Source organism: Trinickia dinghuensis (assembly GCF_003367175.1).
Taxonomy (GTDB): Bacteria; Pseudomonadota; Gammaproteobacteria; order Burkholderiales; family Burkholderiaceae; genus Trinickia; species Trinickia dinghuensis.
Window position 1 is genome coordinate 21,551 of sequence record NZ_QRGA01000006.1, and the last position, 18,888, is coordinate 40,438.

An 18,888-nucleotide genomic window follows, 5' to 3' on the forward strand; every position below is an offset into this window, starting at 1 on the left:
CATCATGTCGCTACGTGAGCAGATTTCCAGTCAATTCGTACAGCCGCTCAGCGAACGCAGCGCAGCGGGCGGCTCGCACAACGGCATGGCCCGCGCCGCATACCAGAAGCTCAAACGCGAGGTCCACCATCTGGTGCTCGAGCGCATCGAGCTCGAACGCATTTCGCGGCTTTCGCCCGAGGTCGTTCGCCAGGAACTCACCGCGCTCATCATGCGCATCCTCGAAGAGGAAAGAGCACCCGCCAACGATCTCGAGCGTAAGCAACTCGTCGTCGACGTCTACGACGAAATGTTCGGCTTCGGCCCGCTGGAGGTGCTGCTGCGCGACCCGGGCATCTCCGACATTCTCGTCAACACCTATCAACAAACGTACGTCGAGCGCAAAGGGCGGCTCGAACTGACCGACGTCACGTTCTACGACGACGCGCACCTGATGAAAGTGATCGAGAAGATCGTGTCGCGGGTCGGGCGGCGCATCGACGAATCGAGCCCGATGGTCGATGCGCGGCTGCCGGACGGATCGCGCGTCAACGCGATCATCCCGCCCTCCGCCATCGACGGGCCGCTCGTATCGATCCGGCGCTTCGCCGTCAACCCGCTGCAGGTGTCGGACCTGGTCCAGCTGCAAACCCTGACCCCGCCCATGGCCGATCTGCTCGACGCCCTGGCGAAGGCCAAGGTCAACATCCTCATATCGGGCGGCACCGGCAGCGGCAAGACGACGCTTCTGAATATCTTGTCGGGCTTCATCCCGGCCGACGAGCGCATCATCACGATCGAGGACGCGGCGGAACTTCAGCTTCGCCAGCCGCACGTGGCTAGGCTCGAGACACGCCCGCCCAATATCGAGGGGCGCGGCGAGATCACGCAGCGCACGCTCGTGCGCAACGCTTTGCGGATGCGTCCGGACCGCATCATCTTGGGCGAAGTGCGCGGCGCCGAGGCGCTCGACATGCTCGCCGCCATGAACACCGGCCACGAAGGCTCGCTCGCGACGATCCACGCGAATACCCCGCGCGATGCCCTCACGCGCCTCGAGAACATGATCAACATGGCGGGCATGTCGCTTCCGCCGAAGACGATGCGCCAGCAAATCGCCTCGGCGATCCACGTCGTCATTCAGGCTACGCGGCTCACCGACGGCCGGCGCAAGATCGTCAGCATCCAGGAGCTGACCGGGATGGAAGGCGAAGTCATCAACATGCAAGAGATTTTTGCCTTCAAGCGCACCGGTGTCGATCAGAACGGCAACGTGCGCGGCTATTTCGGCGCGACCGGTGTGCGGCCGAGGTTCGCGGAGCGGTTGCAGGCGTTTGGGATCAATATTCCCGACGAGCTCTACGACCCGGCGCGGCGATTCGAAACCGCGTAGCGCGACGGCCGGCCACGCCGTTCAACCCGCCGGAACCCAGGAGACCCACATGGATTCGATCTTCTACGCGTTTATCGTCTTGATGTTCGTAGCCGTCGTGCTAGCGTTCGAAGCCATCTATATCTGGTGGAACAGCCGTCATGGCGCTGCGGCGAAGCGCATCGACTCGCGTATCCGCGCGTTGTCCGCGGGCGGAAACGTGAACAAGGAGCGCTTGTCGATCCTGAAAGACAACATGCTGAAGGAGGCGACGCTCTTCGAAAAGCTGATGATGCAGTTGCCGCGCGCGAAGTCGCTCGACCTTCTGCTGCAGCAATCGGGGACCCACACGACCGTCGCGCGGCTGGGCTTCACGAGCCTGATCATGGGGCTCGGCGTGCTCGCGGTCACCGCCATCTTGCCCGTGCCTTTGCCGGTCGTCGTCGCCCCCGTAGCCGCGCTCATCGCAGGCGCCCTTCCCTACCTCAATGTCATGCGCAAGCGTAGCAAGCGACTGCACAAGCTCGAAAAGCAGTTGCCCGACGTTGCGGATACCATGAGCCGCGCCCTGCGCGCCGGACACTCGTTCGCCAGCGCCGTCGGCATGGTGAGCGCGGAATTCCCCGAGCCGATGGGCGGCGAATTCCGGATCACCTTCGACGAAATCAACTACGGTGTGCCGCTCAACGAGGCCTTGCTGAATCTCGCGAATCGGGTGCCGATTCGCGATCTGCGGTATTTCGTCATCGCCGTGCTGATTCAGCGCGAAACCGGCGGCAACCTCGCAGAGGTGCTCGACGGCATCGGCTTCTTGATTCGCGAGCGGTTCAAGCTCTTCGACAAGGTGCGTGTGCTGGCGGCGGAAGGAAAATTGTCCGCATGGGTGCTTTCTCTGCTTCCGCTCGTGACCGGAGGGGCCGTTATGATCTTCAACCCGAAGTTCCTTCCGGTGCTTTGGGAGGATCCGCTCGGTCAAAAAATGCTCGGCGGCATGGTGGTCATCATGCTGATGGGCATCCTCTGGATGCGCAAGATTATCAAGATCCGCGTGTGAGCGCGTGAGTGCGTGAGCACTTGCCGCGACGCCGTTATATGGGGGTGTCATGGAATCGCCCAATTCGATAAACATCGTTTTGCTGGTCGGCTTGTTCGTCATCGTGTTTGCCGGAGCGTGGGGCGCGATGATATTCTTCGCACCGCGCGACATGCGACGGCGCATCCAGCAGGCGGGGGGGCCGCAAGTTGGCGGGCCGTCGGAGCCCGAATCGGCGGGCTCGGCATGGCTCGAAAAGATTGCCGATATTTCGCAGCCTATCGCGAAGCTATCGATTCCCAAGGAGAACTGGGAGAAGTCGGCATTGCGGCTGCAGCTGATGAATGCGGGCTGGCGATCGCCTCACGCCGCCGCGGTCTATTTCGCGGCCAAAACCGCGCTGGCGCTTGCGCTGCCGCTCATCGCACTGCCGTGGCTTGCCACCAGCACCCTCTCGGCCAACCCGACCGAGCTGGCGGGAATCTTGCTGCTGGCGGGCGCATTCGGCTACTACTTGCCGAACTTCGTGCTCAGGCGCACCGTGAACACGCGCAAGCGCGGGATTTTCGAGGATTTTCCGGATGCGATCGATCTGCTGACCGTCTGCGTCGAGGCTGGGCTGGGCCTCGATGCCGCCATGGTGAAGGTAGCCGACGAGATCAAGCTGCGCAGCCCGGTGGTGGCAAGCGAACTCCAACTGATGCTGCTCGAATTGCGCTCCGGCTTTTCCAAGGAACAGGCGCTGCGCAACCTCTCGTTGCGCACGGGCGTGGAGGATATCGAATCGTTCAGTACGATGCTCATCCAGGCGGAACGCTTCGGCACGAGCATGGGCGATTCGCTGCGGGTGCTTTCCGACACGCTGCGCACGCGACGCCAGATGCGCGCCGAGGAACAAGCGGCGAAGATTGCCTTGAAATTGCTGCTTCCGCTCTGCTTCTGCATCTTTCCCGCGATGTTCATCGTGTTGCTGGGGCCCGCGGTCATTCAGGTTTATCGGGTTCTCTTGCCGATCATGAACGGCAGCGGCATGTAATTTCTCGGATCAAAGGGGCCACGAAAAACCGCCCCTCCCCGAGGCAACGGCATCCATGGCATAGTCACGGCACATGCACATCGTATCGATGAGGAGATGCCGTGATCCGCAAGACCCTCAACGCTTCCCGGCTTCAAAGCGAAGTGAGCCGCCGCCTTCACCGGATCCACGAGATCGTCGAAGACGGCGTCAAAATCGCCGTGCCGCGGCCGCAAAAGCAAGAACCCGACGCGAGCGGGTGCAATTGGACGATGAAGCACTTCGGCAACGCGAAGGGGTTCGAGCGATTCGTCGACGAAGTGCTGACCGCCGCTCGGGCGGAATACAACTTGTCCGATACGGACGACTCGAAGGACATCCGCAGCTTGTTCGGCGAATAGCACGAATCATCTGGGCCGAATCCGCTCGGATCGTTTGAATCGCTCTGATCGCGTCAAGCGCGCGCCATCGTACGGTCACCTCGACTTGCTGGCGGCCATTGCGATAAAGACGGCCGCTCGGCGAGGTAACCGTCACGTGAAGCAGGGCGAGCGTGTCTGCGCCAGCCGGATATTCATCGAGGTCCTCCCTGATGCCTGTCGCCTTATCCTTATTGTCGGTCCCGCGGCCATACCACCGCACGGCGGCGCAGTGCAGTCTAGGACAAGATCGTATGGACGCAACCGATTTTCGCCGAGCGGGGCCTCATAAACCGGGCGGCTTGCGCGACAATATCGGCATTGATCGTTCATGCTGCCCACTTCGACAATGACTACGCGTTCACTGCGCCCCGGCACGCTCTGGCCCGCCATCGTTGCGCGTACCGCCCATGCGCTCGCATGCGGTGCGCTGCGCCCGATCGAGACGGTGCAAACGACGCTCGACGACGGCGGCATTCGCTTCGTCGTGCGGCAGGTCTCGAGTTTGGCCGCCAAACCGGTCCAGGACAGCCCCGTGCGGCAGAGCGTTGCCGATCCGTTTCTTCCGCACGATCCAGACCTGTTCGTCGCCGACGTATCGCCCACGCATTTCGCGCTGCTCAACAAGTTCAATGTCATCGACCATCACCTGCTGGTCGTCACGCGTGCGTTCGAGCCGCAAGAAGCCCTGCTCGATCTCGACGATTTCACGGCCTTGTTCGCTTGCCTCGCGCAATTCGACGGACTCGGGTTCTACAACGGCGGCCGTGAAGCCGGCGCGAGTCAAGCGCACAAGCATTTGCAGATCGTGCCGCTATCGCTTGGGGACGCCGCGCAGGCGCTGCCGATCGACGCGCTGATCGAGGCGGCGACGTTCACGGAAAAGGTAGGCAGGCTACCAGGGCTTCCTTTCGAGCACGCTTTCACCCGGCTCACGCCGGGCTCGCCCGAACAAGTCGCCGTGCAAGCCCTCGAGCGCTATCGCTTGCTGCTCGAGGCCGTTGGGCTTGGCTCAATGGACGTCGGCGGCCGCGAACACCAATCGGCCCCTTACAACCTGCTCGCAACGCCGAAGTGGATGCTGCTCGTGCCGCGCTCCGCCGAGAAGGCGGATGATATCGCCGTCAATTCGCTCGGCTTCGCCGGTTCGTTGTTCGTGCGGGATGCGCAGCGGCTCGACGCGGTGCGCCGGATAGGGCCGATGACGATCCTGCGGCGGGTCACCCTGCCGCGGTCCGACATCGCATAGCATGTCGGACCGCGGCACGCCGTATCATGACGGCGTTGCGCTTTTTCGGTTCGATTGACTCCTGATTTACTCCTTTCCACGAATGGCTTTCTCAATGTCCGCTCTTGCCGCGATGCCGGCCCGCACATTCGCAGTACGCGCTGCGCTTGCCTCGCTCGCGTTGGCCCTGGCCGCTTGCGCGGCGAATCCTCCGGCGGCGCAACACGCCTACGTCGATCCGATCGGCGTGTTTCCGATGGCCAACTACGATCAGAACGTCGACCATTGGATCGATCCGGCCAATGCGAATTACGACACGCCGTTCTTGACCGCGACGGAGCAGCGCGCGCATTGGAACGCCTATCTGGCCCGGTACTTCGGGACGGGCGAGCACGACGCGTCTCCCTGGAATCCGGCGTTCATCGCGAATCGCCTGTACAGCCACGGCGGATCCGACGTCGTCGACTTGCAGCTGCAGCGCATCGGCAACTACGACAACGCGGGCAAAGCGGCGCGGCAGATCGGCTATGGGCAGAACTATCGCCCGCATACGGCTCGGTGGATCGAAGACATCGAGCGCAACATGAACGTGCAGCAATTCGTACAAGCGCCGCACTACGCGCCGAACCTGCGAGCCATCGCAACCGATGCGCTGCTCGTGCGCGAATTGCCGACGATGGACCCGTCGTTCTATTCGCATAAGCTCGCGGGCGAAGGCTATCCGTTCGACAACCTGCAGATTTCTTCGGTATGGCCCGGTACGCCGCTGTATGTGATCGGCCGTAGCGTAGACGGTGCGTGGGACTACGTGCAGACGCCCACCGTTCAAGGATGGGTGCCGGCGAACGGCGTCGGCTTGGTCGACGACGCATTCGTCTCGGCGTGGTCGCATCGCCCAAGCGACGGTTGGGGGGTCGTCATCACGGCATCGGCGCCGGTGAACGATTCGGGTGGGACGTATCGGTTCAACGCGACGGCGGGTACATTGCTGCCCTTTGCACAGAGCGGGACGATCGGGCCTGCTGCCCGGTACACGGTCCTCATCCCTGCTCGCGATGTCGACGGCCACGCCGTCTTACGTCAAGCGCAACTGCCCGATACGGCCATCGCGCCGGCGCCGATTGCCGCGACGCCGCGGCATTTGGCCATGCTGATCAAATCGCTGATCGGCCGCCCCTACGGATGGGGCAATATGAATTTCTATAACGACTGCTCGTCTGAGTTGCAGGGCATCTTTTCCGCGTTCGGCGTCTGGTTGCCGCGCCATTCGTCGGCGCAGCTGACGGCCGGCGACATGACCGATCTTTCGACGTCCACGCCGGAACAGCGGGTCGACTACTTGATGAAGAACGGCAAGCCGATGCGAACGCTCGTGTATATCGGCGGCCACGTCATGCTGTATTTGGGCAATACGACGCGCGACGGGCGCACTGTTCCGCTCGTCTATCAGGACATTTGGGGCTTGTCGCCGGCCGACGACAGCCGGCGCGCGGTGATCGGCGGCTCTGTGATCTTTCCGCTGTTGCTTAGGATTCCCGAGGATTCCGGCCTCAAGTCGCTTGCCGCGACGGGGATCTTTCAGATGAGCGTGCTCGGGATGCCGAGCGGCGTGGCGGTACCGCCGACCGAGGAGAATCCGGCGAGTTGAGGGCGGCAGCTAAAGGGAGAAGAGCCGGCAACCCCAACGCCCGATCGTCAGGAATATCAAGCGACTCCGTAGCAGCCCTGAAATATTCGACCGACGTTGGCGCACGCTGACCGGAAAGCGACATGCCGCCCTTAGGGACCAAGCGGCATAGTCGCCACCAATACAGGCAATAACTTGTATATTGCAAATACATACAATAGACTGTAATCTCTACTTACAGGCGATTACCTGTGTCCGTTCGTTGCTAGAGAAAACACCGTGGACTATCCCATCAAGACACTCAGTCAGCTTCGTCCGATCCTCAAGGGATTCCGAAAGGCTGCGGGCATGACACAGGCCACGGTGGCCAATCATCTCGGAGTAACACAGCAAACATACGCCCAACTCGAGGCCAACCCCGCAACGGTCAGCATCGAGCGCCTGCTCAAAGTCCTGCGTGTGCTGGGTGTCAGCCTCGTTTTGACCCCGGCAGGCGTTGAAACCCATCAAGATGTGATGGCCCCTTCCCCAGCGTCGGCGGAAACACAGCAACGACCGACAAGGAACATCCGCGCGAAGAAGCAAGCTTCGATGGTCGAACCGACCAGCGCGCTCACCGGAACACCAGCTTCAGCCGGGAAAAAAAAACGGGCGCCCGCCAACACGGGCGCGGATAACGCCACGACCGGCAAGCGGCACCTGCCCCCCCAAGCCGTCATCAAAAAGCGGGAGAACTGGTAGGCATGGCAACGCGCGCGAGTACAAATCGACTCAACCTGTGGATGAACGGCTTGCCGGTCGGGTACTGGGAGCATGTTCGAGGCGGCGAAACACTGGCTTATTGGAACGAGTGGATCGCCGATTCTCAAGGGCGTCCCCTCTCGTTGTCCCTTCCGTTCGCGCCATCCAACGCACCCTACCGGGGCGCCGAGGTGGCAAACTACTTCGACAACCTCCTCCCGGACAGCGAAGCCATTCGGCGACGCATCGCCACGCGCTACAAGACAGGCGGAACCTCTCCGTTTCAAATGCTGGCGAAACTGGGTCGAGACTGCGTCGGCGCCATCCAAATGTTGCCCCCCGACGAGGAGCCCCGCGACCTCGAAAGCATCACGGGCCGAGCGATGAATGAAACCGACATTGCGCGACTTCTGCGAGATATACCTGTACAACCCTATCCTGCTCAGCATGAGCCGATCGACGATCTACGGCTATCGATCGCAGGCGCGCAGGAAAAAACCGCCCTGCTTCTTCACGGCGGTCAATGGTTGATACCCCAAGGCAATACCCCGACGACCCACATTTTTAAATTGCCGCTCGGCCTCGTTGGGAACATGCAAGCGGATATGCGCACTTCGGTCGAAAACGAGTGGCTCTGCTCGAAAATCCTTGCCGCCTACGGGCTGGATATAGCGCAATGTGAGATTGCGCACTTCGAAGACCAAAAAGCCCTCATCGTCGAGCGGTTCGATCGCCGGCTTTCGGAAGACGGCACCTGGATCATGCGACTACCGCAGGAGGACATGTGCCAGGCCACAGGAACGCCGGTGCTGAACAAGTATCAGGCGGACGGCGGCCCCGGCATCGAAACGATCATGGGCATTCTGTCGGATTCCGAGAGAGCCGCGGCGGACCGGCGTCACTTTTTCTCGGCGCAAATCATTTTCTGGCTATTGGCCGCGACCGACGGGCACGGAAAGAATTTCAGCATCGCGCATCGGCCGGCAAATCGATACGCCGCAACGCCGCTCTACGACGTACTCTCCGCTCACCCGCTGATCGGGACGGGCCGCAACAAAATCGCGGCCCAGAAGGTCAAGCTCGCCATGGCCGTACGCGGAAAGAACAGTCACTATCAAATTGCTCAAATTCAGCGCCGTCATTGGGTGGCCCAAGGACAACGCGTTGGATACCGTGACGACCAAATCGAAGCAATGGTCGACGACGTGACTTCTAGAACGGACGCCGCGATTTCACAGGCGGCTTCTGAGCTTCCAAGCACGTTTCCGAGCGACCTGTCCGACGCGATCTTCGAGGGAATGCGACGATTGAATACCCGGCTCCGGAATCAAGCGTGATCAGGGCACCGGTTGAAAAAAGCTGTCCGCCCCCATGGCCGCAAACGCCGCCGTTCCATCCGCACCGAAATTCCAAGTACACGGCGCGTAGTGACCGGGGGCATCGAAATACATGAACCCTTTCACGAGGGGGAACGAATATCCGCCAGGATTGGGCTTGCCTTCGATTTCAGCTTGCGCCAAGGCTAGATACGCGGATTGCACGGCCGCGCACTCCCCCGTTTCCGCGATGAGCATAGGCTTGTCGTGAGAATTGAACTCGATGTAGAAGCTGTCGAGGATCGGACCGAAGTCGTTCGCCCCGACCTTGTCGTAGCCGTCAAAGCCGATCCAGTCGACATAGTCGTCGCCCGGATAGTAGGGTAATGAATCGGCGTTCCTGCTGGAGCCCGCGGGATTCCACAGCCACGAGACATTGGTTACGCCCTGGGCCTTGAACACATCGTGGATGTGCTTCCAAGCCGCGATGTAGCCCTTGGCGCCGCTTTCGCCCATGCAATCCTGATTGTTGGTGCCCGCGGGTAAATTCATTTCCCAGTACCAGCGAATGAACATGGGGGCCCCGAACTGCTTCACTGCCTGGGCAGTGGCGATAATCAGCGGATCGTCGTTGCCCGCAGCGACGTTCGCGTTCGAATCTCCGCAGGCCCACGTCACGACCGGCGTACGCCCGGCTTTCAGATCGAACTGCATGGTCTCGTCAGGAAAGGCGGGCGCGCTACCCGATCGCCAAGGAAAGTAGTGCATATGGAGACTCAGCTTGCGGCCGATCTGGGACTCCAACGTTTCAGTGGCGCTTTCGACTTCGGCCGCCGTGGGGCCTTTGATACCTTGAGGATTCGCCCACGCGCCGAAGTAGGCGCCCGAAGCGGGCTGGGGTATGGCGGGCGAGCCCAAGCGCGATGAAGCCTGCGCCACCGCGTCGGCCGCAACCCCTGCAGTTTCGCTTCCATTGCCCCCGCCCCCTCCTCCTCCGCAACCACTCATGAGTGCGGCAAGCAGCACCGGGCCGGCGAGCATCGTTCCTTGCTTAAGCGGATTCATCTTTCCCCCTCCGTATGCGCCACAAGGGCGGCAGTGACTTAAACGGGAGGGGACGCATTTACCGTCGCAGCGGCAAAAATATTCTTCTGAAGTAAGCGATCGATTCACTCGCCGTCGCACTATGCGATTCAGCTAACGTGCGCAGAGCCAGCAACCCCGCGGCCCGATCGTCCGGGCTGTCGAGCGATTCCATCGCGGCCTTCAAATACTCAACTGCCAGCGCATGGTCCGCTCGCAATTCGGCAACCTCCGCGTCATGGTGAGACACCACGCCTTTTAGCGTCTGCATCGCTTCCCCCTGCTCCTCATCCATTGAGTAGCTTAAAAGTTGCTCTTCTACCACTAAGGAGGCGATGCGGCCCCAAGTCCAGGAAAAATCGGACATAAAGAGCCGCGACAAGCGGCTCCATGAAACGCGTCAACTTCGCTGCCCCTACTGCGGCAATACCTCTCCCCGCGTCTCCGGCGCGAACGGGATCACGAATAGGCCCACCACAAATACGACCGCGGTCAATGCAACGGGCAACCCGAGCGTATGCGTATGCAGCACAGCCGCGCCGAGCAAGAAGTTCACCCCGGCGCCGATGAACCGGCCGAACGAAGTGCAGAACGCAAACGCCGTCGCCCGCACGCGCGTTTCGAACTGCTCGGGCAGCCACAAGCTGAACAGCGCGAAATTTCCGCCGAAGAACCCCAGCGCGAACAACCACGCAATGAACGGCGCCAACCCGTTCGGCAAATAAAACGCCCAACCGAAGCTGCCGACAATCGTCACGGCCATACCGGCAAAATACACGGCCAGCGTCTTCTTCCGCCCGATCCACTCCGCCATCGGCGGCAGCGCCAGGCAGCCGAGAATCGTGCCGATCGACAACAGCCCCGTCGCGAGCGATGCCGTCTTGATCGCACCCGCCTTGTCCATGCCGGACTTCAACGCGAGCTGAATGACGGCCGAAGGCTCATACACCGCACCGGCCCACAGGCCGACGATCGCGATCGTCAACAACACGCAAGCCACCCACGTGCGGCGACGATATCCGGGGCCGAGAATCTCCTTCATCGGCTTGGCATGAACGACACGTGCCTCGGCCTTCTTCCACTTCTCCGGCTCCTTCACGCGCAACAGCACCATGATCGCGATGACGACCGGCACCGCCCCCGTCAAGAACATCGCGCGCCATCCGAAGCGCACGCCGATCGTATAGTTCAACGCGGCAGCCAGGAAGAAACCGGCGTAATAGCCCGTCTGCAAATACCCGGCGCCCATCTTCCGGCGATCCTCGGGCCATGCCTCGGCCACGTAGGTTCCGGCCAACGCCCACTCGCCGCCGATGCCGACGCCGGCCAAGAAGCGATAGATAGCCAGCGCATAGACGCTTTGAGCCGTCGCCGAAAGCCCAGTGAAGATCGCGAACGTAAAGATCGTCGCCGCCAACACCTTGGTGCGCCCGAACCGGTCGGCCAGCGGCCCCCAAATGAACGAGAGGCCCCAGCCCACGAGAAACAGCGCGAACAGGATCGATCCCGCGAGCCCGATGTTCGCGGGCGTCGCCTGAAAACCCGAGCGCGGCAGCAACTCGGTCAACGCGGGCGTCAATACGAGCGCGTAAATGAACGAATCCATCCCGTCGAGCGTCCACCCCGCCCAAGCTCCCCAAAATCCCGCTATCTGCGAACGATTGAGCGGCGTGCGTCGTCGCGCGGTGCGCGTGCTCTCTGTCGTCGAACTCATCTGACTCCTCCGGTGAATCGGTTAGAACTGCTGACACGTCTAATGACTACCTAAGCGCGAGGAATTCGCCGCGCCCCGTTTCGAGCTCCCGATGTGCCTCGGGTTTGCCCGATTTTTCGATCGAATATTTTGTATATAATATCGAGCATGATGATCGACAGCGCAACGAATCGTTTTCCCTTAGAGCCGGAGCCCGAACAAGGCCTGCCGCTTGCGGCGGTGGCCGTGGCACCGCGCACCAGTGCATCGCGCATGGTGGCCGACGCGCTGCGTGCCGCGATCGTCGACGGGCGCCTGCCGCCGGGCGCGCCGCTGCGTCAGGACGCCGTGGCCAAGCATTTTTCGGTCAGCGCGATCCCTGTGCGCGAAGCGCTGCGCCAGCTGGAAAGCGAAGGATGGACGAAGGTCGAAATGCACAAGGGGGCCACCGTTGCCCCGCTGTCGGCCGACGAAGCGCGCGAGATCTATGAAATCCGCGCGGCGCTCGAGGGGCTCGCCCTCACGCTCGCCATGGCGAATCACACCGACGAAACGCTGCGCGAAGTTCAAGCGCTCCACGAAGCGGCCGAACTCGAACGCGATCCCGCGCGCTATGTGGCACGCAACGAGGCGTTTCATATGAGCCTGTATGCCCCCGCGGGCCGCCCGCAATTGCTCGAAATGATCGAGGCGCTGCATCGGCGCGGCGAACGCTATCTACGCGTGAAGTTCGGTCTGCCCGAGCACAAGCGCGTCTCGGATCATGAACATGGTCAACTGATGCGAATGGTGCGGCGCAAAGACGTCGCCGCCGCGCAAAAGCTGATCGCGGATCATTTGCTCGGCACGGGCGAGCTGCTTTATCGTCTCTTGAGCGAGCAGACGCCGGCGTCGAATTCGCCCACGCGCAAGCGCGGCGCTGCGCAAGCGGCGCAAAACGCGCAAGCCACTCAAGCGTCGATGCTCGCGCCGAGAAAGCGCGCGAGGCGCACCAACGGATAGACGCGGCCCGCAACCGCCGCATGCCATGTATAGGAGCCGATTCGCCCGATGACCTCCGTAACGGAACAGCCGGTCCCGCGCAGCTGGACCACCTTGCGCGACGAAAAAGCACGGCGGCTCGCCGCCGTATCGCCGTGGCTCGAAGATGGGATCCTGCCGAAGGAGCGCATCGTCGACGCGCTCCAAGCACTGATTCACCCAGGCGATCGCGTCGCGCTGGAAGGCGACAACCAGAAGCAAGCCGATTTCCTGTCGCGCTCGCTGGCCCAAGTCGATCCCGAGATCGTCAGCGGCATTCATCTGCTGATCTCGAGCATCAGCCGTCCCGAGCATCTGACGCTGTTCGAGCGCGGCATCGCACGCAAGGTCGACTTTTCGTTCGCCGGCCCGCAGAGCCTGCGCGTGGCTCAGCTGCTCGAGGACGGCTTGCTCGAGATCGGCTCGATCTACACCTATGTCGAGCTCTATGCGCGCATGTTCGTGGACTTGACGCCTAGAGTCGCGCTGCTGTGCGCCGAGAAAGCGGATCGCCACGGCAATCTCTATACCGGCGCGAACACGGAAGATACGCCCACGATCGCCGAAGCCGCGGCGTTCCGGCATGGCATCGTCATCGTCCAGGTCAATGAAATCGTCGACACCTTGCCGCGCGTCGACATTCCGGGCTCGTGGGTCGACGTGGTCGTGCAGGCCGATCGTCCGTTCGCCGTCGAGCCGCTGTTCACGCGCGATCCGCGCCACATCGGCGATTTGCAGGTGCTCACCGCGATGATGGTGATCCGCGGGATCTACGAGCCCTATGGAATCACGTCGCTCAATCACGGCATCGGTTTCGATACGGCCGCGATCGAGTTGATCCTGCCAACGTACGGCGCCGAACTCGGCCTGAAAGGAAAGATCTGCCGCAATTGGACGCTCAACCCGCATCCCACACTGATTCCGGCCATCGAATCGGGGTGGGTCGACAGCGTTCATTGCTTCGGCAGCGAGGTGGGCATGGAGGCGTATGTCGCCGCCCGTCCCGACGTCTTCTTCACAGGCAGCGACGGCAGCCTGCGTTCCAACCGCGTGCTGTGCCAGTTGGCCGGCCAGTACGGTGTCGATCTGTTCATCGGTTCGACGCTGCAAATCGACGCCGACGCGAATTCGTCGACGGTGACGCGCGGGCGCCTTGCCGGGTTCGGCGGCGCGCCCAACATGGGCCACGATCCGCGCGGCCGCCGCCACGCGAGCGAGGCCTGGCTCAAATTGATGAAGGCCGCCGACGGCCCCGTCTCTCGCGGCAGCAAGCTCGTCGTCCAACTCGTCGAGACGTACAAGAAAGGCGGCGAGCCCACGTTCGTCGACGAGCTCGACGCGATCGCCGTCGGCAGCAAGAGCGCCATGCCGATCGCGCCGGTCATGATCTACGGCGACGACGTGAGCCATGTCGTCACCGAGGAAGGCATCGCCCACCTGCACAAGGCGGAGGGGATCGAAGAGCGGCGCGCGGCGCTCGCGGCAGTGGCCGGCGTCACGCCGATCGGATTGCGCGCGAAGCCCGAGCGCACCGCCGAGTTGAGGCGGCGCGGCATCGTCGCCTACCCCGAAGATCTCGGCATTCGGCGCGCGCAGGCCAAGCGCGCGCTGCTGGCCGCGCGCAGCATCGACGATCTCGTCGCATGGTCGGGCGGCCTCTACGCGCCGCCGGCACGCTTCAGGAGCTGGTGATCCATGGTGCCCGCACGCGCCGTTCGCCCAACGCATCTCGTCGAGCATGGCGTTGACGTGCCGTATGACGATCTCGTCACGCGGCTCGCGCGTTTCGCCACCGGCGCGCTGATCGAGGAAGCGCATGTCACGCCGAAGCCCGCGCTCGTCGACCGGCGCGGCAGCGGCGCGCATCGCGATCTGAGTCTGACTGTGATGGAGCGCTCCGCATATTCGCTCGAGCCCACGTTCGCCGCGCTTGCTCGTGCATCGAAAGGCAAGCGGCCGTCGGCGGCATTGCGTGCCGAACTGGCCATAATAGGCCGCGCGGGCGAAACGGACATGATGCACGCCACGCAAGGCAGCAATGCGCATCGCGGCGCCATTTGGATCGTCGGCTTACTCGTTGCCGGCGCAACGATTTCCAGCGAACTCGCGGTACCGCGCACTGGCGCCGAGGTCGCCGCGGCGATCTGCACGATCGGTGCGCAAATCGCCTGCTTTCCCGATGAGGGGGCCCCTGCCCCGGTCTCGGACAGCAACGGCTCGCGTGTGCGTGCGCGCTACGGCGTCGGCGGTGCGCGACGCGAAGCGCAGGAAGGCTTTCCGCACGTACTGCAGGCCGGTCTGCCGGCGCTGCGCGCCGCGCGGCACCGCGGGATCGCGGAGCACGCCGCCCGCGTCGACGCGCTACTGGCGATCATGACGACGCTCGACGATACCTGTCTCCTGCATCGAGCCGGCCCGCCCGCATCGGCGGCGGCAAAGCAGGGCGCGGGGGAAATATTGTCGTTGGGCGGCATCTCGGCACCAGGCGGACAAGCCGCATTCGAGCGCCTCGAATCGCGTCTGCTCGCGCTCAACGCATCGCCGGGCGGCGCCGCCGATCTATTGGCGGCCACACTTTTCATCGACAGGCTGGCGCCGCAGGGCGCCGATGGGGGAACACCAGCATGGAGCATCTGACGTTCGACTTCCCTGCGCACCGCGCCGTCGGCGCACGTGCGCATGTGGGCGTCGTCGGCTCGGGCGACCTCGAGGTACTGCTCACGCCGAGCGAGACGATGCAAGCACGCGTCGTCGTCAATACGAGCGTCGACGGCTACGCTCATATTTGGAAAAGCGTGCTCGAGCGCTTCTTCACGCGTTATGACGGAGCCGCGTCGATCGAGATCAACGATTTCGGCGCCACGCCGGGCGTCGTCGCGCTGCGGCTCGCGGAGGCGGTCGAATACTCGGATGGCGGACAAGGAGCAAGCGCATGAGCGATATCGATACAGCTGCGGTGCCCGCCTTCATCGCGCGCGAAAGCTTCATCGAACTCACGGCGCGCGAGCGCGCGCAGCACCTGCTCGATGCCGGCACGTTCCGCGAATTGCTCGGCCCGTTCGATCGGATGACGTCGCCGTGGCTGCCGATGCAAGGCATCGTCTGCCAAGCCGACGACGGCGCGGTGATCGCGCGCGGGACGATCGACGGCGAGCCGGCGGTCGTCTGCGCGATCGAATCGGCCTTCCAAGGCGGCAGCATCGGCGAAGTGTCGGGCAGCAAGATCGCCGCCGCGCTCGAGCTTGCACTGCGCGATTGCGAGCGCGGCACGATCGTCCGCCCCGTCATCGTCTTCGAAACGGGCGGCGTGAGGCTGCAGGAAGCGAATCTCGGTCTTGCCGTGATCGCCGAAATTCAAGCCGCCATCGTCGCGTTGCGTCGGCACGTGCCCGTCGTCGGCGTCATCGCCGGCATGGTCGGATGCTTCGGCGGGATGTCGCTCGCCGCCGCGCTCTGCACCCGCTTGGTCATGACGCGGCAAGGGCGGCTCGGCATGAACGGGCCGGAAGTGATCGAACAGGAAGCCGGGATCGAAGAACTCGATGCCGGCGACCGGCGCCGCATCTGGCAATTGATCGGCGGCGAGCAGCGCGTCGCGTCCGGGCTCGCCGATCATCTCGTGGACGACGATGCCCATGAGATCGGCGCCGCCGTGCGCGCGGCATTCGCCGCCGGCGTACCGTCCGTTCATCGCACCGAGGCCGTCGATCGTTATCTTTCCCTGCTTGCGAGCGTCGATCCTCGAATGATTTCGCCCGGCGACATGCGCGTGCTGTTCGGCTCGCGTGACGATCGATAAGGACTCCGAATGAACGAAGCGATTTCACCCTCCCGCGGCGAAAAGTGGCTGCGGGCCCTCGCGGGCAAGCCGGCAGGCGATGCGCCGGTCCAGTATGCCGACGCAGCACTCGGCGACGACCAGGCCCGCTTCATCGCCGTTGTGCCCGATCCCGAGAACCGCTTTCCCCGCGCGCGCGAGAATGTCATCGGCCTCGAGCAGGGATGGCGCTTGGCGCAGGCCGTGCGCGAAGTCATCGACGCCGACGCAACCGCATCGAAGCGGCGGCCCATCGTCGCCATTGTCGACGTCAAGAGCCAAGCTTACGGCTATCGCGAGGAAATGCTCGGCATCCACCTCGCGTGCGCGGCGGCCGTCGACGCCTATGCATCGGCGCGGCTCGCGGGACACCCGGTCGTTGCGCTGATCGTCGGGCCGGCGATGTCGGGCGCGTTCCTCGCGCACGGCTATCAGGCCAACCGCATCCTTGCGCTCGACGCGCCGGGCACGATGGTCCATGCGATGGGCAAGGAAGCGGCCGCTCGCGTGACTCGACGATGCGTCGAAGCGCTCGATGCCCTCGGCGAAACGATCACGCCGATGTCGTATTCGCTGACGGGCGGGTTCGCGAAGCTCGGGCTGCTCGATCAGCTCATCGAAGGCGTCGATGCCGATACGCCGACCGATGCGCACGTCGCGAAGGTGCAAGCGGCGCTCGTCGAAGCCACGGCGTCGGCGCGAGCCGGCTCGCGCGAGCTTGCTCGGCGGCTCGAGTCGGACACGGCTCGCGGTTCGCGGGCGGCGTCGATCGAGGTGCGGCGCCGTCTCGCGATGCAATGGGATGCGGTTGCCGTTTGACGGATACAGAAGATGCGCCGAAGTGTGAGAAGGACAACAAGGGCAAGCGGGAGATGAAAGCGGAGAACTTCCGAATTGCCGGGGCGTACCGAGCGCACGACTTGCTTCGACTGTGCGCGCTGCCACTGACGGAAGACCGGCCTTCGTGGCTGACTACCGCTTTCGCCGATGCGCCGTTCGCCGTCGTCCGGCGCGCCGAGGCGCCTGCCGGTTTCGTGGCGGTGGGTTTCCGCGGACTGACGCGGTCGCAGCGATATGGGATGTTCGTGGCGCACGATGACGTCTTGTCCGCCTTGTCGCCCGAGGATCTTTTGGGTCGGCCCGCGTGCCCGGGACGCTCGAGGCTAAAGGTATTGACCGCGCTCAGGGAAATCGTCGAGCGAGGCTGCCTGGAAGCGCTCGTCTGGGGGCCGACCGGCAGCGCCGGCTTCGAGTTGGCAACGGCGCGGCCTACCGTCACGGAGACGAGCGATCTCGACCTGCTCATCCGCATGCCGGTGCCGCTCACCCGAGCGTATGCGCGCTTGCTGCGCGAACGGTTGGCATCGGTCGAGCGCGATGTGGGCTTGCGCATCGATGCACAACTCGAAACGCCGGCCGGGGGCGTGGCATTGGACGAATGGGTCGAAGACAAGCCACGGGTGATGGCGCGGTCGGCAAGCGGGCCTAGTCTCATCGACGATCCATGGGCCGATAGTGTCGCTCCACAAGAGGCCCGTCGTTAATGCTTGCGCTCCTCTACCCTGGCCAAGGCGCCCAGAGTGCCGGGTTTCTGCATCGGCTCCCCAACCATCCGGTCGTCGCTTCGACGATCGACGAGGCTTCCGCCGCCCTGTCGCTCGACGTCATGGCGCTCGATTCGAGCGATGCCCTACGATCAAGCATCGCGGTTCAAATTACGCTCGTCGTGGCCGGCGTAGCGACCGCTAGGCGTCTCGTTGAGGCAGGCATCGAAGCAGAACTGCATGCGGGACTGTCCGTCGGCGCCTATGCCGCTGCCGTCGGCTGCGGATCGATCGACTTCGCCGATGCGTTGAGGATGGTGAAAACGCGTGCCGAATTGATGGAGCGAGCCTATCCGAGCGGCTACGGCCTTTCCGCCATCGAGGGTTTGACCGAGGCGCAAGTTGAGGCGCTGATCGATACGACGGCGGCAGTGCCCGGTCAACGAGTGTACGTTGCCAACGTCAACGCGCCGCGCCAAATCGTCGTCGCCGGTGCCGACGCTGCGCTCGAAGCATTCAACGAACGCGCGCGCGAGGCCGGCGCGCATCGAGCAAAACGCCTTGCCGTCAGCGTCCCATCGCACTGCGAGCTATTGCAAGAGGCTTCCGATACGCTCGTTGGCTATGCCGCGGATATTGCGTTCGGGAAACCTAAGCACATCTACATCGGCAACCGCCGGGCTCGCGCGCTGCATAAGGGCGAAGACATTCGCGAAGATCTCGCAACGAATATGCGCTATACGGTGCGATGGTTCGACGCGCTGACGACGATCATCGAGCGCGGTACGACGGTGCTCGTCGAAGCACCGCCAGGGCAAGTGCTGACCGACATCGCGCGCATCGCGTATCCCGAAATTATGGCGCTTGCAGCGGCGTCGTTTGCCGATGATCGATTGGTCGATGTGGTGAGCAGACGCGTTGCGGGTTCGCAGTAGCGAAAGCGAGAACAGCTGGGCCTCACAAAGCGAAAGGCCTCCCCAAGGGGAGGCCTTTCAACTCTC

18 protein-coding genes and 1 pseudogene are annotated in these 18,888 nt (G+C 63.3%); 16 read left to right on the forward strand and 3 right to left on the reverse strand.

Going from position 1 to position 18,888, the window contains the following annotated elements; translation table 11 throughout:
* Positions 1–4: 4 nt before the first annotated feature.
* From DWV00_RS09955 to DWV00_RS09990, 8 genes are all read left to right on the forward strand, one after another.
* Positions 5–1,372, forward strand: a complete 1,368-nt coding sequence (locus DWV00_RS09955; protein ID WP_115533425.1) for a TadA family conjugal transfer-associated ATPase — start codon at positions 5–7, stop codon at positions 1,370–1,372.
* 49 nt (positions 1,373–1,421) lie between these two features.
* Entirely contained in the window at positions 1,422–2,405 is a 984-nt protein-coding gene (locus DWV00_RS09960) for a type II secretion system F family protein (protein ID WP_115533426.1), read from the forward strand.
* 49 nt (positions 2,406–2,454) lie between these two features.
* Positions 2,455–3,420 (forward strand): type II secretion system F family protein, encoded by a 966-nt coding sequence (locus DWV00_RS09965; RefSeq protein WP_115533427.1) that lies wholly within the window; start codon positions 2,455–2,457, stop codon positions 3,418–3,420.
* 101 nt (positions 3,421–3,521) lie between these two features.
* A complete protein-coding gene (locus DWV00_RS09970) occupies positions 3,522–3,800 on the forward strand; it encodes a hypothetical protein (protein ID WP_115533428.1) in 279 nt (92 codons plus the stop codon).
* A 367-nt stretch (positions 3,801–4,167) separates the two neighbouring features.
* Positions 4,168–5,067 carry an ATP adenylyltransferase family protein gene (locus tag DWV00_RS09975; RefSeq protein WP_115533429.1) on the forward strand — a complete coding sequence of 300 codons (900 nt, stop codon included), beginning with the start codon at positions 4,168–4,170 and terminating at the stop codon, positions 5,065–5,067.
* A gap of 94 nt (positions 5,068–5,161) precedes the next feature.
* Complete coding sequence (locus DWV00_RS09980) at positions 5,162–6,694, forward strand: SH3 domain-containing C40 family peptidase (protein ID WP_245964811.1); 1,533 nt, start codon at positions 5,162–5,164, stop codon at positions 6,692–6,694.
* 258 nt (positions 6,695–6,952) lie between these two features.
* On the forward strand, positions 6,953–7,414 hold the full coding sequence (locus tag DWV00_RS09985) for a helix-turn-helix transcriptional regulator (RefSeq protein ID WP_115533430.1): 462 nt from the start codon (positions 6,953–6,955) through the stop codon (positions 7,412–7,414).
* A 2-nt stretch (positions 7,415–7,416) separates the two neighbouring features.
* Positions 7,417–8,751, forward strand: coding sequence for a type II toxin-antitoxin system HipA family toxin (locus DWV00_RS09990; RefSeq protein ID WP_115533431.1), 1,335 nt, complete (start codon positions 7,417–7,419; stop codon positions 8,749–8,751).
* On the opposite strand, the gene DWV00_RS09995 is transcribed toward DWV00_RS09990, so the two are convergent.
* The 3 genes and pseudogenes from DWV00_RS09995 to DWV00_RS10005 form a co-directional block, all read right to left on the reverse strand.
* Positions 8,752–9,795 (reverse strand): glycoside hydrolase family 26 protein, encoded by a 1,044-nt coding sequence (locus DWV00_RS09995; protein WP_115533432.1) that lies wholly within the window; start codon positions 9,793–9,795, stop codon positions 8,752–8,754. It lies immediately after the preceding gene.
* Positions 9,796–9,895: 100 nt separating this feature from the next.
* A pseudogene (locus DWV00_RS10000) lies at positions 9,896–10,084 on the reverse strand (transcriptional regulator); the annotation flags it as partial.
* Positions 10,085–10,228: 144 nt separating this feature from the next.
* On the reverse strand, positions 10,229–11,527 hold the full coding sequence (locus DWV00_RS10005) for an MFS transporter (protein WP_115533433.1): 1,299 nt from the start codon (positions 11,525–11,527) through the stop codon (positions 10,229–10,231).
* A gap of 153 nt (positions 11,528–11,680) precedes the next feature.
* On the opposite strand from DWV00_RS10005, the gene DWV00_RS10010 reads away from it, so the two are divergent.
* From DWV00_RS10010 to mdcH, 8 genes are read left to right on the forward strand one after another with little or no spacing between them, the layout of a single operon-like run.
* Entirely contained in the window at positions 11,681–12,508 is an 828-nt protein-coding gene (locus DWV00_RS10010; RefSeq protein WP_245964844.1) for a GntR family transcriptional regulator, read from the forward strand.
* A 48-nt stretch (positions 12,509–12,556) separates the two neighbouring features.
* On the forward strand, positions 12,557–14,218 hold the full coding sequence (gene mdcA / locus DWV00_RS10015; protein WP_115533434.1) for a malonate decarboxylase subunit alpha: 1,662 nt from the start codon (positions 12,557–12,559) through the stop codon (positions 14,216–14,218).
* A gap of 3 nt (positions 14,219–14,221) precedes the next feature.
* The gene (locus DWV00_RS10020; RefSeq protein ID WP_115533435.1) at positions 14,222–15,163 is read left to right on the forward strand and encodes a triphosphoribosyl-dephospho-CoA synthase; all 942 of its coding nucleotides are present in this window, start codon (positions 14,222–14,224) and stop codon (positions 15,161–15,163) included.
* Positions 15,151–15,462 (forward strand): malonate decarboxylase subunit delta, encoded by a 312-nt coding sequence (locus tag DWV00_RS10025; protein ID WP_115533436.1) that lies wholly within the window; start codon positions 15,151–15,153, stop codon positions 15,460–15,462. Before DWV00_RS10020 ends, DWV00_RS10025 begins: the two co-directional genes overlap by 13 nt.
* Positions 15,459–16,325, forward strand: a complete 867-nt coding sequence (locus DWV00_RS10030; protein ID WP_115533437.1) for a biotin-independent malonate decarboxylase subunit beta — start codon at positions 15,459–15,461, stop codon at positions 16,323–16,325. The genes DWV00_RS10025 and DWV00_RS10030 overlap by 4 nt, the downstream gene beginning before the upstream one ends.
* A gap of 9 nt (positions 16,326–16,334) precedes the next feature.
* Positions 16,335–17,162, forward strand: a complete 828-nt coding sequence (mdcE, locus tag DWV00_RS10035) for a biotin-independent malonate decarboxylase subunit gamma (protein ID WP_115533438.1) — start codon at positions 16,335–16,337, stop codon at positions 17,160–17,162.
* A complete protein-coding gene (locus DWV00_RS10040; protein ID WP_245964812.1) occupies positions 17,159–17,887 on the forward strand; it encodes a malonate decarboxylase holo-ACP synthase in 729 nt (242 codons plus the stop codon). Before mdcE ends, DWV00_RS10040 begins: the two co-directional genes overlap by 4 nt.
* Positions 17,887–18,822 carry a malonate decarboxylase subunit epsilon gene (gene mdcH / locus DWV00_RS10045; protein WP_115533439.1) on the forward strand — a complete coding sequence of 312 codons (936 nt, stop codon included), beginning with the start codon at positions 17,887–17,889 and terminating at the stop codon, positions 18,820–18,822. The genes DWV00_RS10040 and mdcH overlap by 1 nt, the downstream gene beginning before the upstream one ends.
* Positions 18,823–18,888: the final 66 nt, after the last annotated feature.